The sequence below is a fragment of the Bradyrhizobium sp. 61 genome (assembly GCF_023073075.1).
Taxonomy (GTDB): Bacteria; Pseudomonadota; Alphaproteobacteria; order Rhizobiales; family Xanthobacteraceae; genus Bradyrhizobium; species Bradyrhizobium barranii.
The window spans coordinates 487,340-506,896 of sequence record NZ_JADPIU010000052.1 but is presented as its reverse complement, the minus strand read 5'-3'; the positions used below and the strand labels follow the sequence as shown (position 1 = coordinate 506,896).

Genomic DNA, 19,557 nt, shown 5'->3' with positions numbered 1-19,557 from the left:
GCTCATGCCTTACGCCGCCGGTCCGATCGCCGCGTCGGCCAGCGCCTTCAGCGTCGGGAAGTGGAAGTCCGGCTTGGTCAGCGTCTCAACCGCCGGCGTGCCGCCGAAACCGGCGATGCCCTGGCGGCGCTCGATCCAGCACACCTTGTAGCCGAGCTTCCGCGCGATCCCGATGTCGTGGTACTGGCTCTGCGCGACGTGCAGGATGTCGGACTGCTTGTAGCCGAAAGCCGACTGGCGCCCCTTGTTGTAGGCGAAGAACTCCGGGTTCGGCTTGGCAACGCCGGTATCGTCGGCGCAGACGGTGTCGTCGAAGGGATTGCCGAGGGCGTGCGCGTAGCAGGAGAGCGCGACGCGGTCCGCATTGGTCATCGCCACCAGCCGGAACTTCGTGCGCAGGCGCTTCAGCGCCTCGACCGAATCCGCGAACGGCCCCCAGCGCAGCACCGAAAGCTGGAACACATCGCAGGACGCATCGTCGGAAGGAAGCCCGAGCTCCTTGGCGAGATGGCGATAGACGTGGAACATCGCCTCGCTCGAGCGCTCATAATGGTTGTCGCGGCCGCGCTTGTAGGGCTCGAAGATCTGCTCGTCGCTGAGCTCGGCCGGCGACTTGCCGGAGATCTTGCGCACCGCGGAGAGCACGCCGGTCTCGAAATCGATCAAGGTGCCGACGACGTCGAAGGTGAGAACCTTGAAATTGCTGAACGAGGCTGCTGACGACATCTTTGGTTTCTTCTCTCGGTTGAACAGGGCTTGAGTTCAGTCCCCGGCCCTGGGGACAACGATGGTGTCCTCGGGGTGAAGGGTCACGGTGAGGCTGCCGCCGAGCGGCGGGATGCGGTTGTAGGCCTGGTGATAGCTCGGCTGGCGCAGGCTGAGCGCGATGCCATCGGCGAGCGCCAGGAAGATGCGGAGACTCTCGCCCTGGTAGACAATGTCGGTGACCGTCCCGGTCAGCCGGTTGCAGGCGGCATCCTGCGCGCCGTCGTCGATCAAGAGCTTTTCGCTGTGCACGGCGAGCATCAGGGCATCGCCAGAGGGAATGGCGCGGGCGCTGCGCAAGAGCGCGTTGCCGAGCGCGACACTGGAGGCATCGACGCGGCGAACCGGCAGCATCGTCGCTTCCCCGATGAAGCTCGCGACGAAGGAATCCGCGGGATGATCGTGCAGCCGCTCGGGCGCGTCGATCTGGATCAGCCGGCCGTCCTTCATCACGGCGACACGGTCGCTCATGGTCAGCGCCTCGCGCTGGTCGTGGGTGACGTAGATGATGGTGGCACCAATGCGCCGGTGCAGCGCGCGCAGCTCGATCTGCATGGATTCGCGGAGCTGCTTGTCGAGCGCGGAGAGCGGCTCGTCCATCAGGATCAGGCGCGGCTCGAAGATCATCGCACGCGCAAGCGCCACGCGCTGGCGCTGGCCGCCGGAGAGCTGCGCGATGCCGCGCTCTTCATAGCCGGCGAGACCGACCATCGCGAGCGCTGCGCGCACCTTGTCGGGCCAGCTCGCTTTCGGCAGGCGCCGTGCGCGCAGGGGAAAGGCGACGTTCTCGCCGACGCTCATATGCGGGAACAGCGCGTAGTTCTGGAACACCACGCCGATGTCGCGCTTGTGCGGCGGCATCCAGGTGACGTCACGGCCGCCGAACAGGATGGTTCCGCGCGACGGCAGGATAAAGCCGCCGAGAATTCCAAGCAGCGTGGTCTTGCCGGAGCCGGACGGCCCGAGCAGCGAGACGAACTCGCCGGCGCCGACATTGAGCGAAACGTCGTCGAGAGCGCGAACGGGGCCATACGCCTTGCTCGCGGACCTGATCTCGACGCTTTCCGCTCGTTTGTCCAACGATCGACCTCGCCTCGTTCCCTGCAATGGCGTGCCTCACTGCGCGCCATAAGCCTGCTTTATAGACAGGAATGTTGACCACTCACGGCCGAAGCGTGCACCGCACCAATTCTTCGCTCGCAAGCCCTGTCTTTAGGCTGTGATGCCAATGACACCAGACTTGGCAAAACTCGGCAATTGCCAAATTCTCACCGCGTCCATAACATGGCGTTATGCCCGAGCTGCGCCGGATGCTGCCCTCCAGTAACGCCCTGTTCGTCTTCGACGCAGCGGCGCGCAATGGCAGTTTCACGGCGGCAGCAGCCGAGCTCAACGTCACGCAGCCGGCGGTAAGCCGCATGCTCGGACAGTTCGAGGAGCATCTCGGCGTCCGCCTGTTCGACCGCACTGCGGGGCGCGCGGTGCTCACCGAGGAAGGCGAGCTGCTTTATCGCCGCGTGCTCGAAGGCTTTCGCAGCATCGAGACCGGGCTCGTCGAGATCGAGCGGCGCCGCAAGGGCACCGAGACGGTGACGCTGTCGGTCTCCTCCGCCTTCACCACGCATTGGCTGATGCCGCGCATCGACAAGCTCCAGAAGCAATTTCCCGACGTCGATCTGCGCTTCCAGCTGATCTCCGGCGCGCTGCGCGGGCCGGTCGAGAATGTCGACCTCGGCATGCGCTTCCGTGACCGCGACGAGCCGTCATCCGGCGGCACGCTGGTGATGAAGGAAGTCATGCTGCCGATGTGCAGCCCTGGCTATCTCGGCGAGACCGATCCCGCTGAAGGCAACACCATCATTCGCCTCGCCGAGACGCCGGGCGACTGGGCGGCGGATTACGCCTCGCTTCTCACCGGCCGCCGCGGCGCGGCCAAGGCGCTGAGCTTCACCGACTATGCCGTCGTGATGCAGGCCGCCCTGCTCGGCCAGGGCATCGCGCTCGGCTGGCTGACGGTGGCCTCGCACTGGCTCCTGACCGGCGCGCTCGTGCCGGCCTCCGAGACGCTCACCACCACGCGGCGCATCTGCGAATTCCTGCCGCCGCGCAACCGGCCGATGCGCCCCATCGCTGCCGAGATCCGCGACTGGATCATCGCGCAGATGAAAAGCGAGATCGCCGCGATCGATCGGCTCTATCCGAAACTCGGCGCGATGGCCGCCTGCTATTGAGTGGGCGAAGCTACGGCGTCAGCGCGGCGCAGTAACGATCAGGCAGGTGATCGCCGATCCCAGGGGGTAATGCCACGGAGAGCTGGCCGAGCGCACCCAGTCGCGCATTCTGCGAGAAGCCCACGAAGAGATTGCGAAGCTGGGTTCCCAATGTGGTGTCCGCGGCTGGCTCGTCCGAACCGAGAACAGGCGCAGCTGCAGGACCGCTGAATTTCCCGCCCGAGGCACATTGCATAAAGCCGCCGACATGGTGAAATCCGAGCAGCGGCGGAGGTACCGTCGGAACGACGTCAGCACCGTGGACCAGACGATAGGTCGTCGCTCCGAACACAATGTTGTAGGGCGCGACGAAATCGGCCCGGCCGACACGCGGACAACCGAACAGATAGATCTGCGCATTGCCGAGTTGAAGTTGCTGGCGCGCGAAATCTGCTGTGACCACTGCGATGGCGGCGCCCAGACTGTGTCCGGTGATGAAGATCGGCGAGCCGCTGTCTCGTGCCGCCGTAAGTGCCACCTTCACGTCATCCCAGACGGCAGCGGCCGCATCGCGAAAACCTTCATGCACGGCCGTCTGCGGACGGCCGAGCGTGAAGTCGCTGACCCAGTTCAGAAGATGAAGAGGATCCGTGCCCGCGAAGGCCACGATGGTCGCATCGTCCCTTTTGACGATGACACCTCGCGTGTCCGTCATCGGCAGCGACGACACCGCGGGCTTGCTCAACACCGTGACAGCAGAGAGCTGCAAGAACTTCGAAACAGCCTCGATCGTCGCGGGTACGTGGGTCTCATAGGCGAGCTGCGACATCCACATCATCGCGCGCGCGGTGGACAGGTTGAAGGTCGTACTGGATGAATTGAAGCCGGAGAAGGCGGCCCGATCATATTGCTCGGGAGGGAGTTCGACCAGGAAGCTCATGTTCGGCTCCTACAAATGGCCTGTGGCTGCAATGCGTCGATCAAAATGCAATGCAGCCACTCTGGCATACACAGGAACTGAAGACAATCTCCGCGAGCAATGACCCGAGCCCTCGCAAACTTTAAAGAGGCCCTGCTGCCCTATTGATGTAGGGCGATCGCGGCCAGCTACCTGAAGCGCAGATTGGCGCGCGATAGCTGGCTGATCGACGTACATCCCATCAGCTTCATATCGCGCACCAACTCGGCCCGCAGCAGGCCGAGGGCTCGTTCGACACCGGGCCGGCCGGCGGCGGCGAGCGGATAGAGATAGTATCGTCCAAGCCCGACCGCCTTGGCCCCGAGCGACAGCGCTTTCAGGATATGGGTTCCGCGCTGGATGCCACCGTCCATCATCACGTCGATGCGGTCACCCACGGCATCGACGATTTCGGCGAGCTGATCGAAAGCCGAGCGGGAGCCGTCGAGCTGGCGGCCGCCATGATTGGAAAGGACGATCCCGGCACAGCCGATATCGACCGCGCGGCGCGCGTCTTCCACCGACATGATCCCCTTCAGGCAGAACGGGCCATTCCAGGTCCGCACCATCTCCGCGACATCGTCCCAATTCATCGCGGGATCCAGCATTTCCGTGAAGTAGCGGCCGATCGACATGGCGCCGCCGCTCATGTCGACATGCTCCTCCAGTTGCGGGAGCCTGAATTTCTCGTGGCTGACATACTGGATACCCCACATCGGCTTGATCGCGAACTGCAACATGCCCGCAGGCGTCAGACGGAAGGGAATGCTGAAGCCGGTGCGCAGATCGCGCTCGCGATTTCCTCCGGTGATGCTGTCGACCGTCAGCATCATCACCTCGACGCCCGCGTCCCTGGCGCGCTGCATCATGGCGCGGTTGAGACCGCGATCCCTGTGGAAATAGAATTGATAGACCTGTGGCGTGTCGTGGGCCTTGCGCAATTCCTCGAGCGACACCGTGCCCAGCGAGGAGACGCCGAACATGGTGCCGTAGCTCGCCGCAGCAGCGGCGACGGCACGCTCGCCTTCATGATGGAACAGGCGCTGCAAGGCGGTCGGCGAGCAATAGAATGGCAGCGCGAGCTTCTGGCCCATGATGGTGACCGAGAGATCGACGTCCTGCACGCCGCGCAGCACGTTGGGCAGAAGGTCGCAATGCTCGAAGCTCGCGCTGTTGCGGCGATGGGTGGTCTCATCGTCGGCCGCGCCATCGATGTAGTCGAAGATCGGACCGGGCAGTCGGCGGCGCGCCAGCCGCCGGAAATCGTGGAAGTTATGACACTGTGTCAGGCGCATTTCTCAACTCCGCTCACGGCATGTTCTGCGCGTCGATCATCTTGCCATCGCGCCGCCGATGCTGTCAGCGGCCGCCTTCGCGGCGATCTCTCGCCTGATGGCGCCGCCGGTCTCCTATCGATGCTCGATCGCCCTGATCGCGCCACGGAGTTCGGCGAGGCCGCGCAGGCGTCCGATCGCGGTATAGCCGGGATTGGTGCGCTTGGTGGCGGCGAGATCGTCGAGCATACGATGGCCGTGGTCGGGACGGAACACGATTCTCCTGTCGGGCGAACGCCGTGCGTTCTCCTTCAACAGCGCCTTCAACACCGCGACCATGTCGACGTCACCGTCGAGATGGTCGGACTCGTAGAAGGACAGGCCATCGGCCTCGCGCTTGGTCGCGCGCAGATGGGCAAACGCAATGCGCGGTCCGAAGCGCTCGGCCATCGCGGGCAGATCGTTCCCGGCGCGCACGCCGAGCGAGCCGGTGCACAGGCAGATGCCGTTGGCCTTGGACGGCACGGCGTCGAACAGCGCCTGATAGTCGTCGGCGGTGGAGGCAATGCGCGGCAGGCCGAACAGCGGGCGCGGCGGATCGTCGGGATGCAGCGTCAGGGACACCCCGAGTTGCTCGGCGACCGGCGTGACGCGGCCCAGGAACTCGGCGAGATGCTGCCGCAGGATCTTTGGCGTGATGTCGCGGTAGGTCTCCAGCCGGTCACGGAATTGCGGGATCGTCATCGGCTCGGTGGTCGAGCCCGGCAGCGCGCTGGCGATGACCATGACGAGATAGTCGATATCGGCCTGACTCATCTGGTCGAACAGCTTTTTGGCGCGCGCCTGCTGCTCGGGCGAATACTCCTGAACGGCGGCGGGACGCTTCAGGATATGCAGCTCGAACGCTGCAAAACGGTCCTGGTCGAAGCGCATGGCGCGGGCGCCGTTCGGCAGCTCCCACTCCAAGTCCGTGCGGCACCAGTCCACCACCGGCATGAAGTTGTAGCAGATGATCTTGATGCCGGCCGCGGCCACCGCTTCGAGACTCGCGATCCACGCGTCGATCGAGGCCATCGCCTTGGCCCCGAGCCGCTTGACGTCGTCGGGAATCGGAATCGACTCCACCACCGACCAGGTCAGTTGCGAACGGCCGGGCTGGCCGTGCTCGATGAAGTTCTTGCGCTCCTCGACCGCCTTGCGTGTCCAGGCTTCGCCGATCGGCACCTGATGCAGCGCCGAGACGATATCCGTCGCCCCGGCCTGCCTGACATCGTCCAAAGACACCGGATCATCCGGACCGTACCAGCGCCATCCCTCGAGCATCATCGAAATTCTCCTAAAGCGTTTTCGAGCGAAGTGGATACCGGTTCGCGTGAAGAAAACGCGTCAAAACAAAGAATCAGTTCGCGGTCAGCACGACCTTGACGCTCTGCGAGCGGTCGAGCGCCAGCCGCAGTGCGTCCGGCGCGGTCGACAGCGGCCGCTCGGCGGTGACCAGCGACAGCACGTCGACGCTGCCGGCGCCGATCAGTTCCACCGCGGTCATGAACTCGAAGCCGAAGCGGAACGAGCCGCGCAGGTCGATCTCCTTGGCCATCACCGCATTCGACGGCGTCGGAATCTGGCCGCCCGGCAGATTGCCGATCTGCACCACAATGCCGCCGCGCCTGACAATGCCGATCGCGCTGGCAAGGCCCGCGGCGGTGCCCGAGACCTCGAACGCGACATCATAGGGACGCGATGCGGCCTGTGCCTTCAGCCCTTCCTCGCCGGCCGAGACGTTCTCGACATGCGAAGCGCCGAGCCGGGTCGCAAAGGCGAGCGGCGCCGGTGCGATGTCGGCCACCGTGATGTCGGCCATGCCGGCGCGATGTGCGGCGAGCATGGTCAAAAGCCCGATCGGCCCGGCACCGAAGATGATGCCGCGCTTGCCCTCGATGTTGCCGGCGCGCGCGACAGCGTGCAAGCAGACCGCGAGCGGCTCGGCCAGCGCTGCGGCCTGATAGGACACATGGTCGGGGATCTTCACGCACTGCGCGGGGATCGCGTCGAAATAATTGGCGAAACCGCCCTGCATGTGCGGCGTCTTCGAGGCCGAGCCCATGAAGTAGATGTTCTCGCAGAGATTAGGCCGTCCCTCGCGGCAGGCGACGCAATGGCCGCACCAGCGCGACGGATTGACGGCGACACGGTCGCCGACCTTCAGGTTCGCTGCGGAACCTGCGATCTCCACGACCGCGCCCGAGATCTCATGACCAAGAACCAGCGGCGACTTCACGACGAAATCGCCGGTCCGGGCATGACGAAAATAATGCATGTCGGAGCCGCAGATGCCGCCGGCGCCGAAGCGGATGCGCACCATGCCATCAGCGAGCCTGTCGAGCGGATGCTCGATCATGCGCAGATCTTCGGGGCCGAACAGGGTTGCGGCGAGAGCGGTGGAGGTCATTTGGAGAGTCCCATGTATTTAGGCAGCCAGAGGGTCAGTTCGGGAATGTAGGTGATCGCGATCAGCGCGACCATCAGCGGCACCAGCCAGGGCAGGATCGCGACCGTCGTGCGCTCGACCGAGAGCTTTGCCACGCGGGCGAGCACGAACAGCACCATGCCGAGCGGCGGATGCAACAGGCCGATCATCAGGTTCAGCGTCATGATCAGGCCGAAATGGATCGGATCGATGCCGAGCTTGAGCACGATCGGCAGCAGGATCGGCACCAGGATGGTGATCGCCGCCGTGGTGTCGATGAAGCAGCCGACGAACAGGATCAGGACGTTGGCGAGCGCCAGGAACACCCATTTGTTGTGGGTGATGCTGAGCATCCAGTCCGAGAGCATTTGGGCTGCCTGCGACACCGTCAGCAGCCAGGCGAAGATCGAGGCTGCCGTGACGATGAACAGCACCGAGGCCGTGGTCTCGATGGTGTCGAAGGTCGCTTTCGCCACCGTCTTCATGGTCATGGTGCGGTAGCGGACGAGGCCGAGGAACAGCGACCAGATCACGGCTGCGACCGCGGCCTCGGTCGGCGTGAACCAGCCGAGCGTCATGCCGCCGATCAGGATCACCGGCGCCATCAGCGCCATCACCGCCGAGAAGTCGAAGTACCAGTCGATCGCAAGCAGCGCGCCGAGACCGATGACAACGGCCATGTTGGTGGACATGCCGGCCAGCACCATCAGCCAGATCGCGAGCGGGAAAGCGAGCACGATGGTGATCTCGAGGCCGGCCGAGCCGAGCTGCGGCCAGGAGAACGGCGTATCGCTGCCCCATTTGTTCTTGTGCGCGAAATAGGTGACGGTGGCCATCATCAGCAGCGTCATGACGATGCCGGGAATGACGCCGCCCAGGAACAGCGCACCGATCGAGACGTTCGCCATCATGCCGTAGATCACGAAGGGCAGCGACGGCGGGATGATGGGCCCGAGCGTGGCGGACGCCGCGGTGACGCCGACCGAGAACTCGGTGGAATAGCCGTGGTCCTTCATCGCCTTGATCTCGATGGTGCCGAGACCGGCGGCATCCGCGATCGCGGTGCCGGACATGCCGGAGAAGATCACCGAGCCGATGATGTTGACGTGACCGAGGCCGCCGCGCATCCAGCCGACCAGCGCGACCGCGAATTTGTAGATGCGGCCGGTCACACCGGCGATGTTCATGAGATTGCCGGCCAGGATGAAGAACGGCACCGCGAGCAACGGAAAGCTCTCGACGCCGGCGATCATGCGCTGCGCCAGCGTGACGTCAGGCGTCACGCCGCTGACCAGAATGTAGAGCAGCGACGACGCGGCCATGGCGATCGCCACGGGAACGCCGAGCAGCATCAGGACGAGGAAGCCTCCAAGCAACAGCAACATAACTTTACCCCTCAAAACCGTCGTAGGCGCCGGGACGTTCGAGGATCGAATAGCCCTGTCGCAAATGTTGGATGGCCACCTGCACCGAGCGCACGAACATCAGCACGAAGCCCGCCAGCACGGCGTAATAGACGTAGTCCTTGGGCAGATTGATCGTGGTCATCGACTCGTCGCCGATGATCTGGATGTAGACCCAGACCAGCTTGATGGCGTAGCCGAAGAAGGCGATCCGGATCAGGTCGATCACGGTCGACAGCGCGCGCGCCACGACATGCGGCAGATAGCGGTAGATCAGATCGACCTGGATGTGCCGCGACAGCCGCACGCACATCGAGGAGCCGATGAAGACCACGCCGATCAGGCAGTAGGTCGCGATCTCCTCGGTCCAGGCATAGCTGTCGTTGAGGACGTAGCGGGTGAAGAACTGGAGGAAGACGGCAAGCGCCATCACCCAGAAGATCACCAGCGCCACCCAGTCCTCGAAAGCGTAGACGCCGAGATCGACCTTCGGCACCGCCTCTTCCTCGAAGGTGTGGGCGATCTCGTCCCCGGTGATCTGCCGGTGCACTTCGACGGTGGACATGGGGTTACTCCTCAACCTCTTAATCGTCATTCCGGGGTGACTCGAAGAGCCGAACCCGGAACGACGACTTAGTTCTACGAACTCCGCTCCTCATCCTGAGGAGCTTGCGAAGCAAGCGTCTCGAAGGATGGCCTCGGGCGACGCCTGAGCGACATCCGGGCCTTCATGGTTCGCCCGGCGATGCGAAGCATCGTCCGGAGCGCGCTTCGCGCTCCTCACCATGAGGGTCTCAGTTATTTCACCGCCTGAATGCGTTCCCAGTCGGCCTTGCGATAACCGAAGGTCTCGAACGCAACGTTCTTCAGCACGATGTCGCGGAATTCGTTCTTGTCGACCTCGGTCACGGTCAGTCCCTTCTCCTTGAAGAAGGAAACCAGCTTGGCCTCGTTCTGCTTGATCTCAGCGGTCGCTTTCGCAGCCGCCTCCTGGGCGACGTCGGTGAAGATCTTCTTGTCCTCGTCGCTCAGCTTCTTCCAGAGCGCGCCCGCAACAACCGTGTTGAGGTGGTCGACGATGTGGCCGGTCAGCACGATGTGCTTCTGCACTTCGTAGAACTTCTTGGCCTCGATCGTGGTCAGCGGGTTCTCCTGCGCCTCGACGGTGCCGTTCTGGAGCGCGAGATAGACTTCGGCGAACGCGATCGGCGCGGTGTTGGCGCCGCAGGCGCGCGGCATGGCGAGATAAGCCGGAACGTCGGGCACGCGCATCTTGAGACCCTTGAGGTCTGCGCAGGTCTTGATCGGCTTGTTCGACGAGGTCTGGCGCACGCCGTAATAGGTCACCGCGACGATGTGGTGGCCGCTCTTGTCCTCATAGCCCTTGGCGAGCTCCTTGAAGATGTCGCTCTTGGTGTAGGCAAGGAGATGGTCGGCGTCGCGGAAGGTGTAGGGATAGTAGGTCACGCCGATCGGCGGGAAGCTCTTGGCCGCGAAGCTCGAGCCGGAGATGATGATGTCGACCGAGCCGAGCGAGAGGCCCTGGTTGATGTCGGCTTCCTTGCCGAGCTGCGACGCCGGATAAACGTCGACGGTATAGCGCCCGTTGGTGCGCTTGCCGATCTCCTGCGCGGCCCAGACCGAGGCGGTGTGGAACGGCTCCGAGGTCTCGTAGACATGGGCCCATTTGAGCTTGGTCTGCGCCATGCCGGGATTGGTCGCCGCAAACATCGCCGCGACCGAAGTCGCCAGCACCATCGTCATCTTCTTCAACACTGACTTATCCTCCACTGACTAAAGTCTGCTTCTTGTTCACCCGCCCAAAACCGGGACGAGCCGCCCAATCTCATCGTCGCCGCGCGCTGCCGCTTTTGGCCTGCGTCTTCGCGCGTTTTGGTTTTGCCGGTTTCGCCGGCGTGCGCGCGACCCGGCCCCGCTCCGCGGGCGATCCCGCGGCGGTCTCGGCACCAAAGTTCTGCGCAAAGCGCTCCTGCGAGCGCGCCAGATGCTTGCGCATGGCCTCGCGCGCGGCGTCCGGATCATGCGCCGCAATCGCGTCACGCACGGCGCAATGCTCGTCGAGCGCGGTGCGCCAGGTGCCTGGGCTCTCGAAGTAATGCGCAAGCTGCGCGAAATAGGGATTGAGGCGCTGGTCGAACAGCTCGCCGACCACGCGCACCAGCACGGCATTGCCGAGACTGCCGGCGATCGCGACGTGGAAGGCACGGTCGTGCACCATCGAGGCCTCGCCGGGATGCTCGACATTCTCCATGGCGATAAGCGACGCATTGATGCGGGCGATATCGTCCTTGGTCGCCACGCGCGCGGCCTGCTCGGCGATCGCGCTTTCGAGGAATTCGCGGGCGCGCAGGAGCTCGAACGGGCCTTCGATGCCGGCGGCCGGAAGCGCAGGCGCGGCGTCCGCTGGCTCGGTCACATAGATGCCGGAGCCGACGCGAATGCGGACGCGGCCCTCGACCTCGAGCGCGATCAGGGCTTCGCGCACCGTGGGGCGCGAGATCTTGAGCTGCTCGGCGAGTTCGCGCTCGGTCGGCAAGCGGCTGCCGACCGCGTACTCGCCGCTGTCGATCAGGCTTCGCAATTGATCGGCGACCTGGCGGTAAAGCCGTCTCGCCTCCACAGCTTCCAGCGGCACGCTGGCCTCCCCGAAAGGGTCTCGCCGGGAAGCATCGCGTCCCGGCGGCCCGCCAATTTTGGAAATTGGTCTTACCAATTGACCGAAGCATTGACCGAGGACAGGCGTCATGTCAAGCAGCGGCCAAACACAGGGAGAGACGACCATGCGCCATAATTCAACGCGTCTTGGCCGCGCCAATCTCGACCGGCTGCCGTCCGCCATCCGCCGGCCGGCCTATGACCGCTCGCGCGTTACGCCCGGCATCGTGCATCTGGGCCTGGGCGCATTTCATCGCGCGCACCAAGCCGTCGTCATCGACGACTGCCTTGCCGCAGGCAGCTCCTCCTGGGGTATCGTCGGCGCGAGCCTGCGCAGCCCGGATACGCGCGACGCCCTCGCCCCGCAGGATCATCTCTACACTGTCGCCGTACGTGCCGCCGAAGGCACCGAACACCGCGTCATCGGCGCGCTGCTCGACAGCGTCGTCGCGCGCGAGAAGCCGGCAGCACTGGTCGATCGGATGGCCGATCCCGCCATTCGCATCGTCTCGCTGACGGTCACCGAAAAGGGCTATTGCCACACGCCGCAGACCGGCGATCTCGACGAGCGGCATCCGGATGTCGTGCACGATCTCAACAATTTTGACGCGCCGCGCTCGGCGCCCGGCTTCATCGTGGCCGCACTGGCGCGCCGGCGTGCACAGGGGCTGGCGCCCTTCACCGTGCTCTGCTGCGACAATCTCGCCGCCAACGGCCACACCGTGCAGCGGATCGTGACGCAGTTCGCCGCGCTCCGCTCGAAGGACCTCGGCAAATGGATCGCCGATAGTACTGCCTTCCCGTCGACCATGGTCGACCGCATCGTGCCGGAGACGACGGACGCCGACCGGGATGCGATCTCGAACGCGCTCGGCATGCGCGACGCCTGGCCTGTGATGACCGAGCCGTTCACGCAATGGGTGGTCGAGGACCGCTTCACGGCGGGGCGGCCCGATTTCGCCGCCGCCGGTGTCGAGCTCGTCATCGACGTCAAGCCGTTCGAGCTGATGAAGCTGCGGCTGCTCAACGCCAGCCATTCGGCGCTGGCCTATCTCGGCTATCTCGCGGGCTACGAGACCATCGCCGACACCATGCTGGATCCGCATTTCGCCCGTCTCGCCGCGCAGGTGATGGAAGAGGCCGCGGTGACGCTGACGATGCCTGTTGGCACCGATCTCGCCGCCTATCGCGCCTCGCTGCTCAAGCGCTTCGCCAACCCCGCGCTGCATCACCGTACCTGGCAGATCGCGATGGACGGCTCGCAGAAGCTTCCGCAGCGCCTGCTCGGCGCGATGCAGGATCGCCTGCGCAAAGACCTGCCGATCGCGACGCATGCGCTCGCGGTGGCCGGCTGGATGCGTTACGTCACCGCACGCGACGAGCAGGGCCGCGCCATCGACGTTCGCGATCCGCTCGCCGCCGAGTTCGCCGCGCTGGCGCGCGAGGCGGGTCCCGTCGCCGAACGGCTCGCGCCCGCATTGCTCGGGGTCGAGAAAGTGTTCGGACCGCTGGGCACTGAGCCGCGCCTGCGCGAGGCCGTGACCACGGCGCTCGGCCGTCTTTATAAGGATGGTGCGCGGCGAGCGGTGGAGACATCTGTCTCGGCGTGACCACAAAGCAGGCAATGCTGCACTGCGGTCCAAATCGAACGCAAAGTCGGACGGAAGTCGCGCTTGATTTTTGCCTGCCATTGCCCCACCCGAGAGGCATGGCAAAGGACAATAAGGTCATCGCCGCGAACGCGGCCTTCTACGCCGCCTTTTCAACGGGCGACTTCAACGAAATGGAGCGGATGTGGGCGGATGACGACGCCATTTCCTGCATCCATCCCGGCTGGCCGGCCATCATCGGCCGGGCCACGGTGATCGGCAGCTGGCGCGACATCCTGCAAAATCCGGAGCGGCCGCAGATCGTCTGCGCCGAACCGCAGGCGATCGTCGACGGCGACAGCGCGCGCGTGCTCTGCATCGAGATCGTCGACGGCACCGCATTGGCCGCTGCCAACCATTTTCGGCGTGTCGGTGACGGCTGGCGGCTGGTGCACCACCAGTCGAGCCCGATCGCGCAGATTGTCGAGCAGGCTGAAGACGATAGGACGAGCCACCGCGTCCACTGACCGCGGCGGGCCGGCCGGCGCTTTCTACTGTGCATGGGGTTGTTTTTCATTTTTTTGTCTTGAGCCCCCGAGTTCCGACAAATCGTCCAGCACGACCTGCGCCGCACTAAAATCATCGTCCCGAAAGAACATGCTCCTGGTGATGAGCACCGGAATGTTCGCCCGCGAGGACGCGATCAGACCGTTGCGGGAATCCTCGATCGCGACGCAGTCGGCTGCGCCCAGCTTCAGCCGCGCCAGGGTTTCCAGATAGACATCGGGGGCCGGCTTCTTGTGGCGGACATCGTCGCCGGCGACGACCGCATCAAAATCCGCCGCCCAGCGCTTTCCCAGCGCTTGCGACAGCAGCGCATCGATATTGCCGTGCGAGGTGGTGGTCGCGATCGCGAGCCGTTGGCCACGGGCCCTCGCGGCGGTGAGCAGGTCCGCCACACCGGGCCTCAAGGGGCAGCAGCCGGTTTCGATCAGCTCGGCGTAATGCGCGGTCTTGATGCGGTGAAGGGCTGCGATATCGGCATCCGGCAATAGCGGCGCGACCTGCAGCCTCGCGTGAAAGGCGCGCATGCGCTCCTTGCCGCCGGTGACACGCAGCAGCTCCTTGTAGACGGCCCGGTCCCACTGCCAGTCGAGACCGTGGCGAACGAAGGCGTGGTTGAAGGCCTGCCGATGCAGCTCCTCGGTTTCGGCCAGCGTACCGTCGACATCGAAGATCAGCGCGGCGGCGTGCCCGATCAACTCCGCGGCACCGCATAGCACTGCGGCCGGCGCTTCTGCCTGCATGACCGACGCCTCCCTCCTGACAAGCGAGCATCGCCTGCCCTGGCGGCCGAGTAAAATTGCAATATCTTTTGCCGGACCCAAAAATCCCTTATGAGCGAACGGCGCGCAGCTCGAGCGAGCGGGAACTCCAGCACGGCAGGCGCATGCGGCTCTTCATCCTCGGCCTCGGCTACAGTGCCCGGCATTTCGTCAGCCAATTCGGCGGCGCCTTCTCGCATATCGCCGGCACCATGCGCGATCCCGGCAAGCGAAACGACCTTGCCGGCATCGAGGTGCACGCCTTTTCCGGCAGCAGTCCGGCCCGCGAGGTGGTCGAGCGAGTCCGCGACGCCGATGTCCTTCTCATATCGATCCCGCCCGGCAGCGCGGGCGACCCCGCAGTTACGGCCTTTGCCGACGCGCTCGCGGGCCGGCGGCGGAAGATCGTCTATCTCTCCACCATCGGCGTCTACGGCGATCACGCAGGCCGCTGGGTGGACGAGAGCACGCCGCCGCAGGCCACCCTCGACCGCACGCGAACGCGCGTTGCGGCGGAGCAAGCCTGGACCGCCGCGGCGCGCGGCGACGTCGCGATCCTGCGGCTTGCGGGCATCTACGGTCCCGGCCGCAATGCGCTGATGACCTTGCGGGCGGGGACGGCCCGGCGCATCATCAAGCCGGGACAGGTCTTCAACCGCATCCACGCCGACGACATCGCGAGCGCGATCATGGCCGCGGTGAAGCACGGTGACGGCGGCACATGGAACGTCTGCGACGACGAGCCGGCGCCGCCGCAGGATGTGATCGCTTATGCGGCGAAGCTGATGGACCTTGCGCCGCCGCCCGAAGAGCCGTTCGAGACCGCCGAGATGTCGGCGATGGCCCGCAGCTTCTATGCCAGCAGTGCCCGGGTCTCCAACGCGAAACTGAAGCACGAGCTCGGTGTCACGCTTGCCCATCCGACCTATCGGGATGGCCTGGATGCGCTGTGGCGCACCGGGCAAGGGCGATAGGTTCCGGTTATCTCCAACGCGTCCCAGACATGCCCCGCCCGCGCTTGACTTCGCTCTGGCGCAGCCGTGATCTAGCCGCTCGGCGAGCCACCACAGAACGAGCTCGCCTTGGGAGGATGCAATGAACAAGACGATCGCCATGATCGCGACGGCGGCTGCCGTCATCACGTTCGGTGCGGCGCGCGCCGCACCACTGCCCGAAGCCAACCCTGATGACGCCGGTTTCTCGAAGCAGGGTCTCGCCCGGCTCGACAGCTTCTTCGCGCGCGAGATCGCCGCCAAGCGCGTTCCCGGCGCCGTCGTCGCGGTGGCGCGGGACGGCAAGCTCGTGCACTACAAGGCTTACGGCATGCTCGATCCGGACAAGGGCACGCCGATGCTGGTCGACGCGATCTTCGCGCTGGCCTCGATGACCAAGCCGATGGCGGCGGTCGCCGGCCTGACGCTGATGGAGAAAGGCCAGTTGCCGCTCCAGGCGAAGCTGTCCGACTACTATCCAGGCTTTGCCGACATGAAGGTCGGCGCGACCGAGGCCAATGGCTCGCTCAAGCTCGAACCGCAGGCGTCCCCGATCTTCATCCACGATCTCTACCGGCATACGTCCGGATTGATGTATGGCGGCCGCCCCGACTCATCGAGCCCGGTGGCGCGGCAATACCCCGATGGCGTCGTCCCGGCGGTGGAAGGCGACACTGAGGCCTTCATCGGCCGCATCACGAAACTGCCGCTGGCACATCAGCCCTCGACCGAGTTCGAATACGGTTTTTCGATCGACGTGCTCGGCGCCGTCGTCGAGAAGGTGAGCGAGCAGAGGCTCGGCGACTATCTCGCCGCCAATGTGTGGCAGCCGCTCGGCATGAAGGACGCGACCTTCCACCCGACCGACGCGCAGCGCCCTCGCCTCGCCCACCCGTTCGCCAACGATCCGCTGACCGGGAAGCCGCAAGCCATCAAGCTGCTGGACACCCCGACCAAGTTCGACTGCGGCGGTGCCTGCTCGTTCGCGACGATGGGCGATTACATCCGCTTCGGCCAGATGCTGCTCAACGGCGGCGAGCTCGACGGCCAGCGCATTCTTTCCCCGAAGACCGTGCATCACATGACAACCAACCACCTCGGTCCCGAGATCAAGAACAATGTGGCGAACATCGAGCCGCATCGCGCAGGCTTCGGCTTTGGTCTCGCGGTCGCGGTCCGGACCAGCGAGGGGCTGTCGTCGGTTCCCGGCAATCCCGGCGAGTTCACCTGGAACGGCGCCTACGGGACGCAGTTCTTCTGCGATCCCAAGGAGCGTCTCGTCGTGGTGGTGGGAACGGCGGCGCCGGGCGAGCTCAGGAAATACTATCGCGAGCAGGTGCAGGACATCGTCTATGGCGCGATGGTGAAGTGAGACCGGCGCGCTGGAATAGAAAGGGCGGCCGCTCGGGCCGCCCTTTTCGAATCTGGCGTCAGCTCAACACGCCGTACTTCTTGAACCAGGCCTGCGCCTGCTTCCAGGCATCTTCCGCCGCATCCTTGCGATAGCTGCCGCGATAGTCGGCATGGAAGCCGTGCGGCGCCTGCGGATAGATCTTGAATTCGGCGACCTTCTTGTCCTGCTCGAGCGTCGCCTTGAACTGCTCGACCTGGGCCACTGGAATGCCGGTATCGGCGCCGCCATAGAGGCCGAGCACCGGCGCCTTCATCTCGGGGGCGAGCTGAAGCGGACTCTTCGGCCACACCGGATTGGCGGGATCGACCGGCGCACCGTAGAACGCGACACCAGCCTTGAGGGTGCCACTGTGGGCGGCGTATTCCCAGACATTGCGGCCACCCCGGCAGAAGCCGATGATGCCGAGCTTCGTGGTGTCGCCGCCTTGCGATCCCGCCCACGCCACCGTCGCATCGAGATCGGACAGCAGCTCGGCGTCCGGCTTGGCATTAACGACCGACAGCAGATCCTTGATGTCGGTGACCTTGGTGAGGTCGACACCCTTGCGGAAGTAATAGTCGGGCGCGACCGCGAATGCGCCGAGCTTGGCGAGGCGCCGTGCCACGTCCTTGATGTATTCGTGCAGGCCGAAAATCTCCATCGCCACGATGATCACTGGCGCCTTGGTGTTGCCGGCCGGGCGAGCGAAATAGGCAGGCATCTCTTCGGAGCCGACCTTGATCCTGGCGTCGCCAGCCTGGAGGCCGCCGGTATCTGTCGTGATGATTTCGGCACGGACCGGACCGGCCGCAAGCGTGTAGCCGGCAGCGACGGCCGCGGTGGCGCTCATGAATCCGCGGCGCGAGACCGGCGCGACTTTCGTCAGCCCGACGACGTCGGATGTCATGGTGGTTTCGAAGCTCATCGGTCGATCCTTCCTGATGCTGGGCCCTGATTCCTCAGGCGGCGCATTCGCCGATAATTACTGGCGAAACGCAAATCACCAGCCTGCGAGCATGTCCGCGTTCAGGCCAGGCCCTGACGTCTTTTCACCGGCGCCGTTTCGGGCATCAGGCTCATTGCGACCAGTCCGACGATCGCCGCAAGCAGGAGGTACCAGGCCGGTGCCAGCGGATTGCCGGTGACGTGGAGGAGCCAGGTGACCACTAGCTGCGCCGTACCTCCGAAGCTCGCGATCGCCACCGCGTAGACGGTCGCGAATACGCCTCCGCGGATGTTCTGGGGCAGCGCTTCGGTGAAGGTCGCATAGAACGCGGTGAACGGCAGCGAGCCGATGATCGATAGCACGCCGAAGCCGATCAGGAGCGACAGCGCGCCCGGTGCATGGACGATCCACAGGAAGGTCGGATAGGTGAGCAGGAGGGTTGCGAGCTGCGGCCAGATCATGATCGGCTTACGGCCGAGACGATCGGCGAGCCATCCGCCGACCAGTGCGCCGACGAACTGAATGCCGTTGCTGACGAGCGACACGGCGAAAGCCAGTGTCGACGACACGTGCAGGGTATTCTGCGCATAGGTCGTCATGTATTGCGTGACATAGGTCGAGATCGTGCCGCTGGCCAGGATCATCAGGGCCAGCGCAATGATGCCGAGGTGACGCCGGGCCTGCGAGAGGTGACCCGTGCGCTGTTTCGCTGCGACACCGGCATCGGCATACGGAATCGTCTCGGGCAGTGTCCGCCGCATCCAGAGCCCGAACGGCAGGCAGACGGCCCCGATCAGGAACGCCACCCGCCAGCCGTAGGAGTCCAGCATCTCCGGCGCCATGATCGTGCTCAGGATGACGCCGACCAGCGCGCCGGCGGTCGCCGCGATCTCCTGGCTCGCCGGCTGCCATGCCACGACCAGCGCCCGATGCTCGGGCGGGGCAATCTCGAGGAGATAGGCGGTGGTCGGTCCGACCTCGCCGCCGAGGGCGAAGCCCTGCACCATGCGCGCCGCAATCACGATGATGGGCGCGGCAACGCCGATCATGCGATAGGACGGCGTGAGCGCGATGGTCAGGATCGCAGCTCCCATCAACGCGAAGCTCAGCAGCATGGCGGGCCGCCGGCCGATCCGGTCGGAATAGATGCCAAGCACGATCCCGCCGATCGGCCGCGTCACGAAGCCGGCCCCGAACGTCGCCAGCGACAGCATCAGGCTGCCGTACTCGCTTCCGGTCGGGAAGAAGGTATGGCCGATCTGGATGGCGAAGAAGCTGTAGGTAATGAAGTCGTAGAATTCGAGCATGTTGCCGATGGTGGCTGCGAATGCTGCTCGTTTGACGTTGAACGGCGCCGATTGCTCAATTCCCAACGACACTTTGACTTCCCTGGATTCGCTCGTTTGCCGGACTTAACCGGCTGGCTGCATTGCGTCGCAACATCCATTAACCGAAAGAGAGGGTTCTCTCCCGGCCAGCCACATCGCCAGGCGTTGCCGGTGATGCGCCCTTTTGCGTATTCGAAACTCCAGGCCGCAACAAATGGGCCTCGCAGTGGC

General features: G+C 64.8%; 18 protein-coding genes. 5 read left to right on the top strand and 13 right to left on the bottom strand.

The genetic code is table 11. The features are described from left to right. Nucleotides 1–9 precede the first annotated feature (9 nt). Entirely contained in the window at nucleotides 10–726 is a 717-nt protein-coding gene (locus tag IVB46_RS17395) for an HAD family hydrolase (protein WP_071917188.1), read from the bottom strand. Nucleotides 727–762: 36 nt separating this feature from the next. After that, nucleotides 763–1,845, bottom strand: a complete 1,083-nt coding sequence (locus tag IVB46_RS17390) for an ABC transporter ATP-binding protein (RefSeq protein WP_247304473.1) — start codon at nucleotides 1,843–1,845, stop codon at nucleotides 763–765. A gap of 212 nt (nucleotides 1,846–2,057) precedes the next feature. Here IVB46_RS17390 and IVB46_RS17385 point away from each other — a divergent pair, with 212 nt between their 5' ends. After that, nucleotides 2,058–2,996: a LysR family transcriptional regulator gene (locus IVB46_RS17385; protein ID WP_247304475.1), complete on the top strand. Its 939-nt coding sequence runs from the start codon at nucleotides 2,058–2,060 to the stop codon at nucleotides 2,994–2,996. 10 nt (nucleotides 2,997–3,006) lie between these two features. On the opposite strand, the gene IVB46_RS17380 is transcribed toward IVB46_RS17385, so the two are convergent. The 8 genes from IVB46_RS17380 to IVB46_RS17345 all read right to left on the bottom strand — a co-directional run bounded on the left by IVB46_RS17380 (nucleotide 3,007) and on the right by IVB46_RS17345 (nucleotide 11,733). Then, the gene (locus tag IVB46_RS17380; RefSeq protein ID WP_247304477.1) at nucleotides 3,007–3,915 is read right to left on the bottom strand and encodes a lipase family protein; all 909 of its coding nucleotides are present in this window, start codon (nucleotides 3,913–3,915) and stop codon (nucleotides 3,007–3,009) included. 167 nt (nucleotides 3,916–4,082) lie between these two features. Continuing rightward, on the bottom strand, nucleotides 4,083–5,228 hold the full coding sequence (locus IVB46_RS17375; RefSeq protein WP_247304479.1) for an alpha-hydroxy acid oxidase: 1,146 nt from the start codon (nucleotides 5,226–5,228) through the stop codon (nucleotides 4,083–4,085). Nucleotides 5,229–5,342: 114 nt separating this feature from the next. Then, complete coding sequence (gene uxuA / locus IVB46_RS17370; RefSeq protein ID WP_247304481.1) at nucleotides 5,343–6,533, bottom strand: mannonate dehydratase; 1,191 nt, start codon at nucleotides 6,531–6,533, stop codon at nucleotides 5,343–5,345. Nucleotides 6,534–6,606: 73 nt separating this feature from the next. Then, nucleotides 6,607–7,656: an L-idonate 5-dehydrogenase gene (locus IVB46_RS17365; protein WP_247304483.1), complete on the bottom strand. Its 1,050-nt coding sequence runs from the start codon at nucleotides 7,654–7,656 to the stop codon at nucleotides 6,607–6,609. Then, nucleotides 7,653–9,059, bottom strand: a complete 1,407-nt coding sequence (locus IVB46_RS17360; RefSeq protein ID WP_247304485.1) for a TRAP transporter large permease — start codon at nucleotides 9,057–9,059, stop codon at nucleotides 7,653–7,655. Before IVB46_RS17360 ends, IVB46_RS17365 begins: the two co-directional genes overlap by 4 nt. 4 nt (nucleotides 9,060–9,063) lie before the next feature. Continuing rightward, nucleotides 9,064–9,642, bottom strand: coding sequence for a TRAP transporter small permease (locus IVB46_RS17355; RefSeq protein ID WP_071910008.1), 579 nt, complete (start codon nucleotides 9,640–9,642; stop codon nucleotides 9,064–9,066). Between the two features lie 233 nt (nucleotides 9,643–9,875). Continuing rightward, nucleotides 9,876–10,835, bottom strand: a complete 960-nt coding sequence (locus IVB46_RS17350; RefSeq protein WP_071917185.1) for a sialic acid TRAP transporter substrate-binding protein SiaP — start codon at nucleotides 10,833–10,835, stop codon at nucleotides 9,876–9,878. Between the two features lie 88 nt (nucleotides 10,836–10,923). Further along, the gene (locus tag IVB46_RS17345; protein WP_247304487.1) at nucleotides 10,924–11,733 is read right to left on the bottom strand and encodes a FadR/GntR family transcriptional regulator; all 810 of its coding nucleotides are present in this window, start codon (nucleotides 11,731–11,733) and stop codon (nucleotides 10,924–10,926) included. Between the two features lie 145 nt (nucleotides 11,734–11,878). On the opposite strand from IVB46_RS17345, the gene IVB46_RS17340 reads away from it, so the two are divergent. Together IVB46_RS17340 and IVB46_RS17335 are read left to right on the top strand one after the other, a co-directional pair. Beyond that, entirely contained in the window at nucleotides 11,879–13,363 is a 1,485-nt protein-coding gene (locus IVB46_RS17340) for a mannitol dehydrogenase family protein (RefSeq protein WP_247304489.1), read from the top strand. A gap of 98 nt (nucleotides 13,364–13,461) precedes the next feature. Next, entirely contained in the window at nucleotides 13,462–13,869 is a 408-nt protein-coding gene (locus tag IVB46_RS17335; RefSeq protein WP_247304812.1) for a nuclear transport factor 2 family protein, read from the top strand. Between the two features lie 24 nt (nucleotides 13,870–13,893). Here the strand turns inward: IVB46_RS17335 and IVB46_RS17330 are convergent, their stop codons facing one another. Further along, complete coding sequence (locus IVB46_RS17330; RefSeq protein ID WP_247304491.1) at nucleotides 13,894–14,649, bottom strand: HAD family hydrolase; 756 nt, start codon at nucleotides 14,647–14,649, stop codon at nucleotides 13,894–13,896. 143 nt (nucleotides 14,650–14,792) lie between these two features. Here IVB46_RS17330 and IVB46_RS17325 point away from each other — a divergent pair, with 143 nt between their 5' ends. Further along, nucleotides 14,793–15,641, top strand: coding sequence for an NAD-dependent epimerase/dehydratase family protein (locus IVB46_RS17325; protein WP_247304492.1), 849 nt, complete (start codon nucleotides 14,793–14,795; stop codon nucleotides 15,639–15,641). Nucleotides 15,642–15,762: 121 nt separating this feature from the next. After that, nucleotides 15,763–17,031, top strand: a complete 1,269-nt coding sequence (locus IVB46_RS17320) for a serine hydrolase domain-containing protein (RefSeq protein WP_247304494.1) — start codon at nucleotides 15,763–15,765, stop codon at nucleotides 17,029–17,031. Nucleotides 17,032–17,089: 58 nt separating this feature from the next. On the opposite strand, the gene IVB46_RS17315 is transcribed toward IVB46_RS17320, so the two are convergent. Continuing rightward, nucleotides 17,090–17,977 (bottom strand): dienelactone hydrolase family protein, encoded by an 888-nt coding sequence (locus IVB46_RS17315; RefSeq protein ID WP_247304496.1) that lies wholly within the window; start codon nucleotides 17,975–17,977, stop codon nucleotides 17,090–17,092. Nucleotides 17,978–18,078: 101 nt separating this feature from the next. Continuing rightward, nucleotides 18,079–19,305: an MFS transporter gene (locus IVB46_RS17310; RefSeq protein ID WP_247304829.1), complete on the bottom strand. Its 1,227-nt coding sequence runs from the start codon at nucleotides 19,303–19,305 to the stop codon at nucleotides 18,079–18,081. Between the last annotated feature and the right edge of the window lie 252 nt (nucleotides 19,306–19,557).

What these genes read in the sequence shown, in the direction of transcription:
- IVB46_RS17395 (WP_071917188.1), bottom strand. Translation starts at nt 726, where the DNA reads ATGTCGTCAGCAGCCTCGTTCAGCAATTTCAAGGTTCTCACCTTCGAC.
- IVB46_RS17385 (WP_247304475.1), top strand. Translation starts at nt 2,058, where the DNA reads ATGCCCGAGCTGCGCCGGATGCTGCCCTCCAGTAACGCCCTGTTCGTC.
- IVB46_RS17380 (WP_247304477.1), bottom strand. Translation starts at nt 3,915, where the DNA reads ATGAGCTTCCTGGTCGAACTCCCTCCCGAGCAATATGATCGGGCCGCC.
- IVB46_RS17375 (WP_247304479.1), bottom strand. Translation starts at nt 5,228, where the DNA reads ATGCGCCTGACACAGTGTCATAACTTCCACGATTTCCGGCGGCTGGCG.
- uxuA (WP_247304481.1), bottom strand. Translation starts at nt 6,533, where the DNA reads ATGATGCTCGAGGGATGGCGCTGGTACGGTCCGGATGATCCGGTGTCT.
- IVB46_RS17365 (WP_247304483.1), bottom strand. Translation starts at nt 7,656, where the DNA reads ATGACCTCCACCGCTCTCGCCGCAACCCTGTTCGGCCCCGAAGATCTG.
- IVB46_RS17360 (WP_247304485.1), bottom strand. Translation starts at nt 9,059, where the DNA reads ATGTTGCTGTTGCTTGGAGGCTTCCTCGTCCTGATGCTGCTCGGCGTT.
- IVB46_RS17355 (WP_071910008.1), bottom strand. Translation starts at nt 9,642, where the DNA reads ATGTCCACCGTCGAAGTGCACCGGCAGATCACCGGGGACGAGATCGCC.
- IVB46_RS17350 (WP_071917185.1), bottom strand. Translation starts at nt 10,835, where the DNA reads ATGGTGCTGGCGACTTCGGTCGCGGCGATGTTTGCGGCGACCAATCCC.
- IVB46_RS17340 (WP_247304489.1), top strand. Translation starts at nt 11,879, where the DNA reads ATGCGCCATAATTCAACGCGTCTTGGCCGCGCCAATCTCGACCGGCTG.
- IVB46_RS17335 (WP_247304812.1), top strand. Translation starts at nt 13,462, where the DNA reads ATGGCAAAGGACAATAAGGTCATCGCCGCGAACGCGGCCTTCTACGCC.
- IVB46_RS17330 (WP_247304491.1), bottom strand. Translation starts at nt 14,649, where the DNA reads ATGCAGGCAGAAGCGCCGGCCGCAGTGCTATGCGGTGCCGCGGAGTTG.
- IVB46_RS17325 (WP_247304492.1), top strand. Translation starts at nt 14,793, where the DNA reads ATGCGGCTCTTCATCCTCGGCCTCGGCTACAGTGCCCGGCATTTCGTC.
- IVB46_RS17320 (WP_247304494.1), top strand. Translation starts at nt 15,763, where the DNA reads ATGAACAAGACGATCGCCATGATCGCGACGGCGGCTGCCGTCATCACG.
- IVB46_RS17315 (WP_247304496.1), bottom strand. Translation starts at nt 17,977, where the DNA reads ATGAGCTTCGAAACCACCATGACATCCGACGTCGTCGGGCTGACGAAA.
- IVB46_RS17310 (WP_247304829.1), bottom strand. Translation starts at nt 19,305, where the DNA reads ATGCTCGAATTCTACGACTTCATTACCTACAGCTTCTTCGCCATCCAG.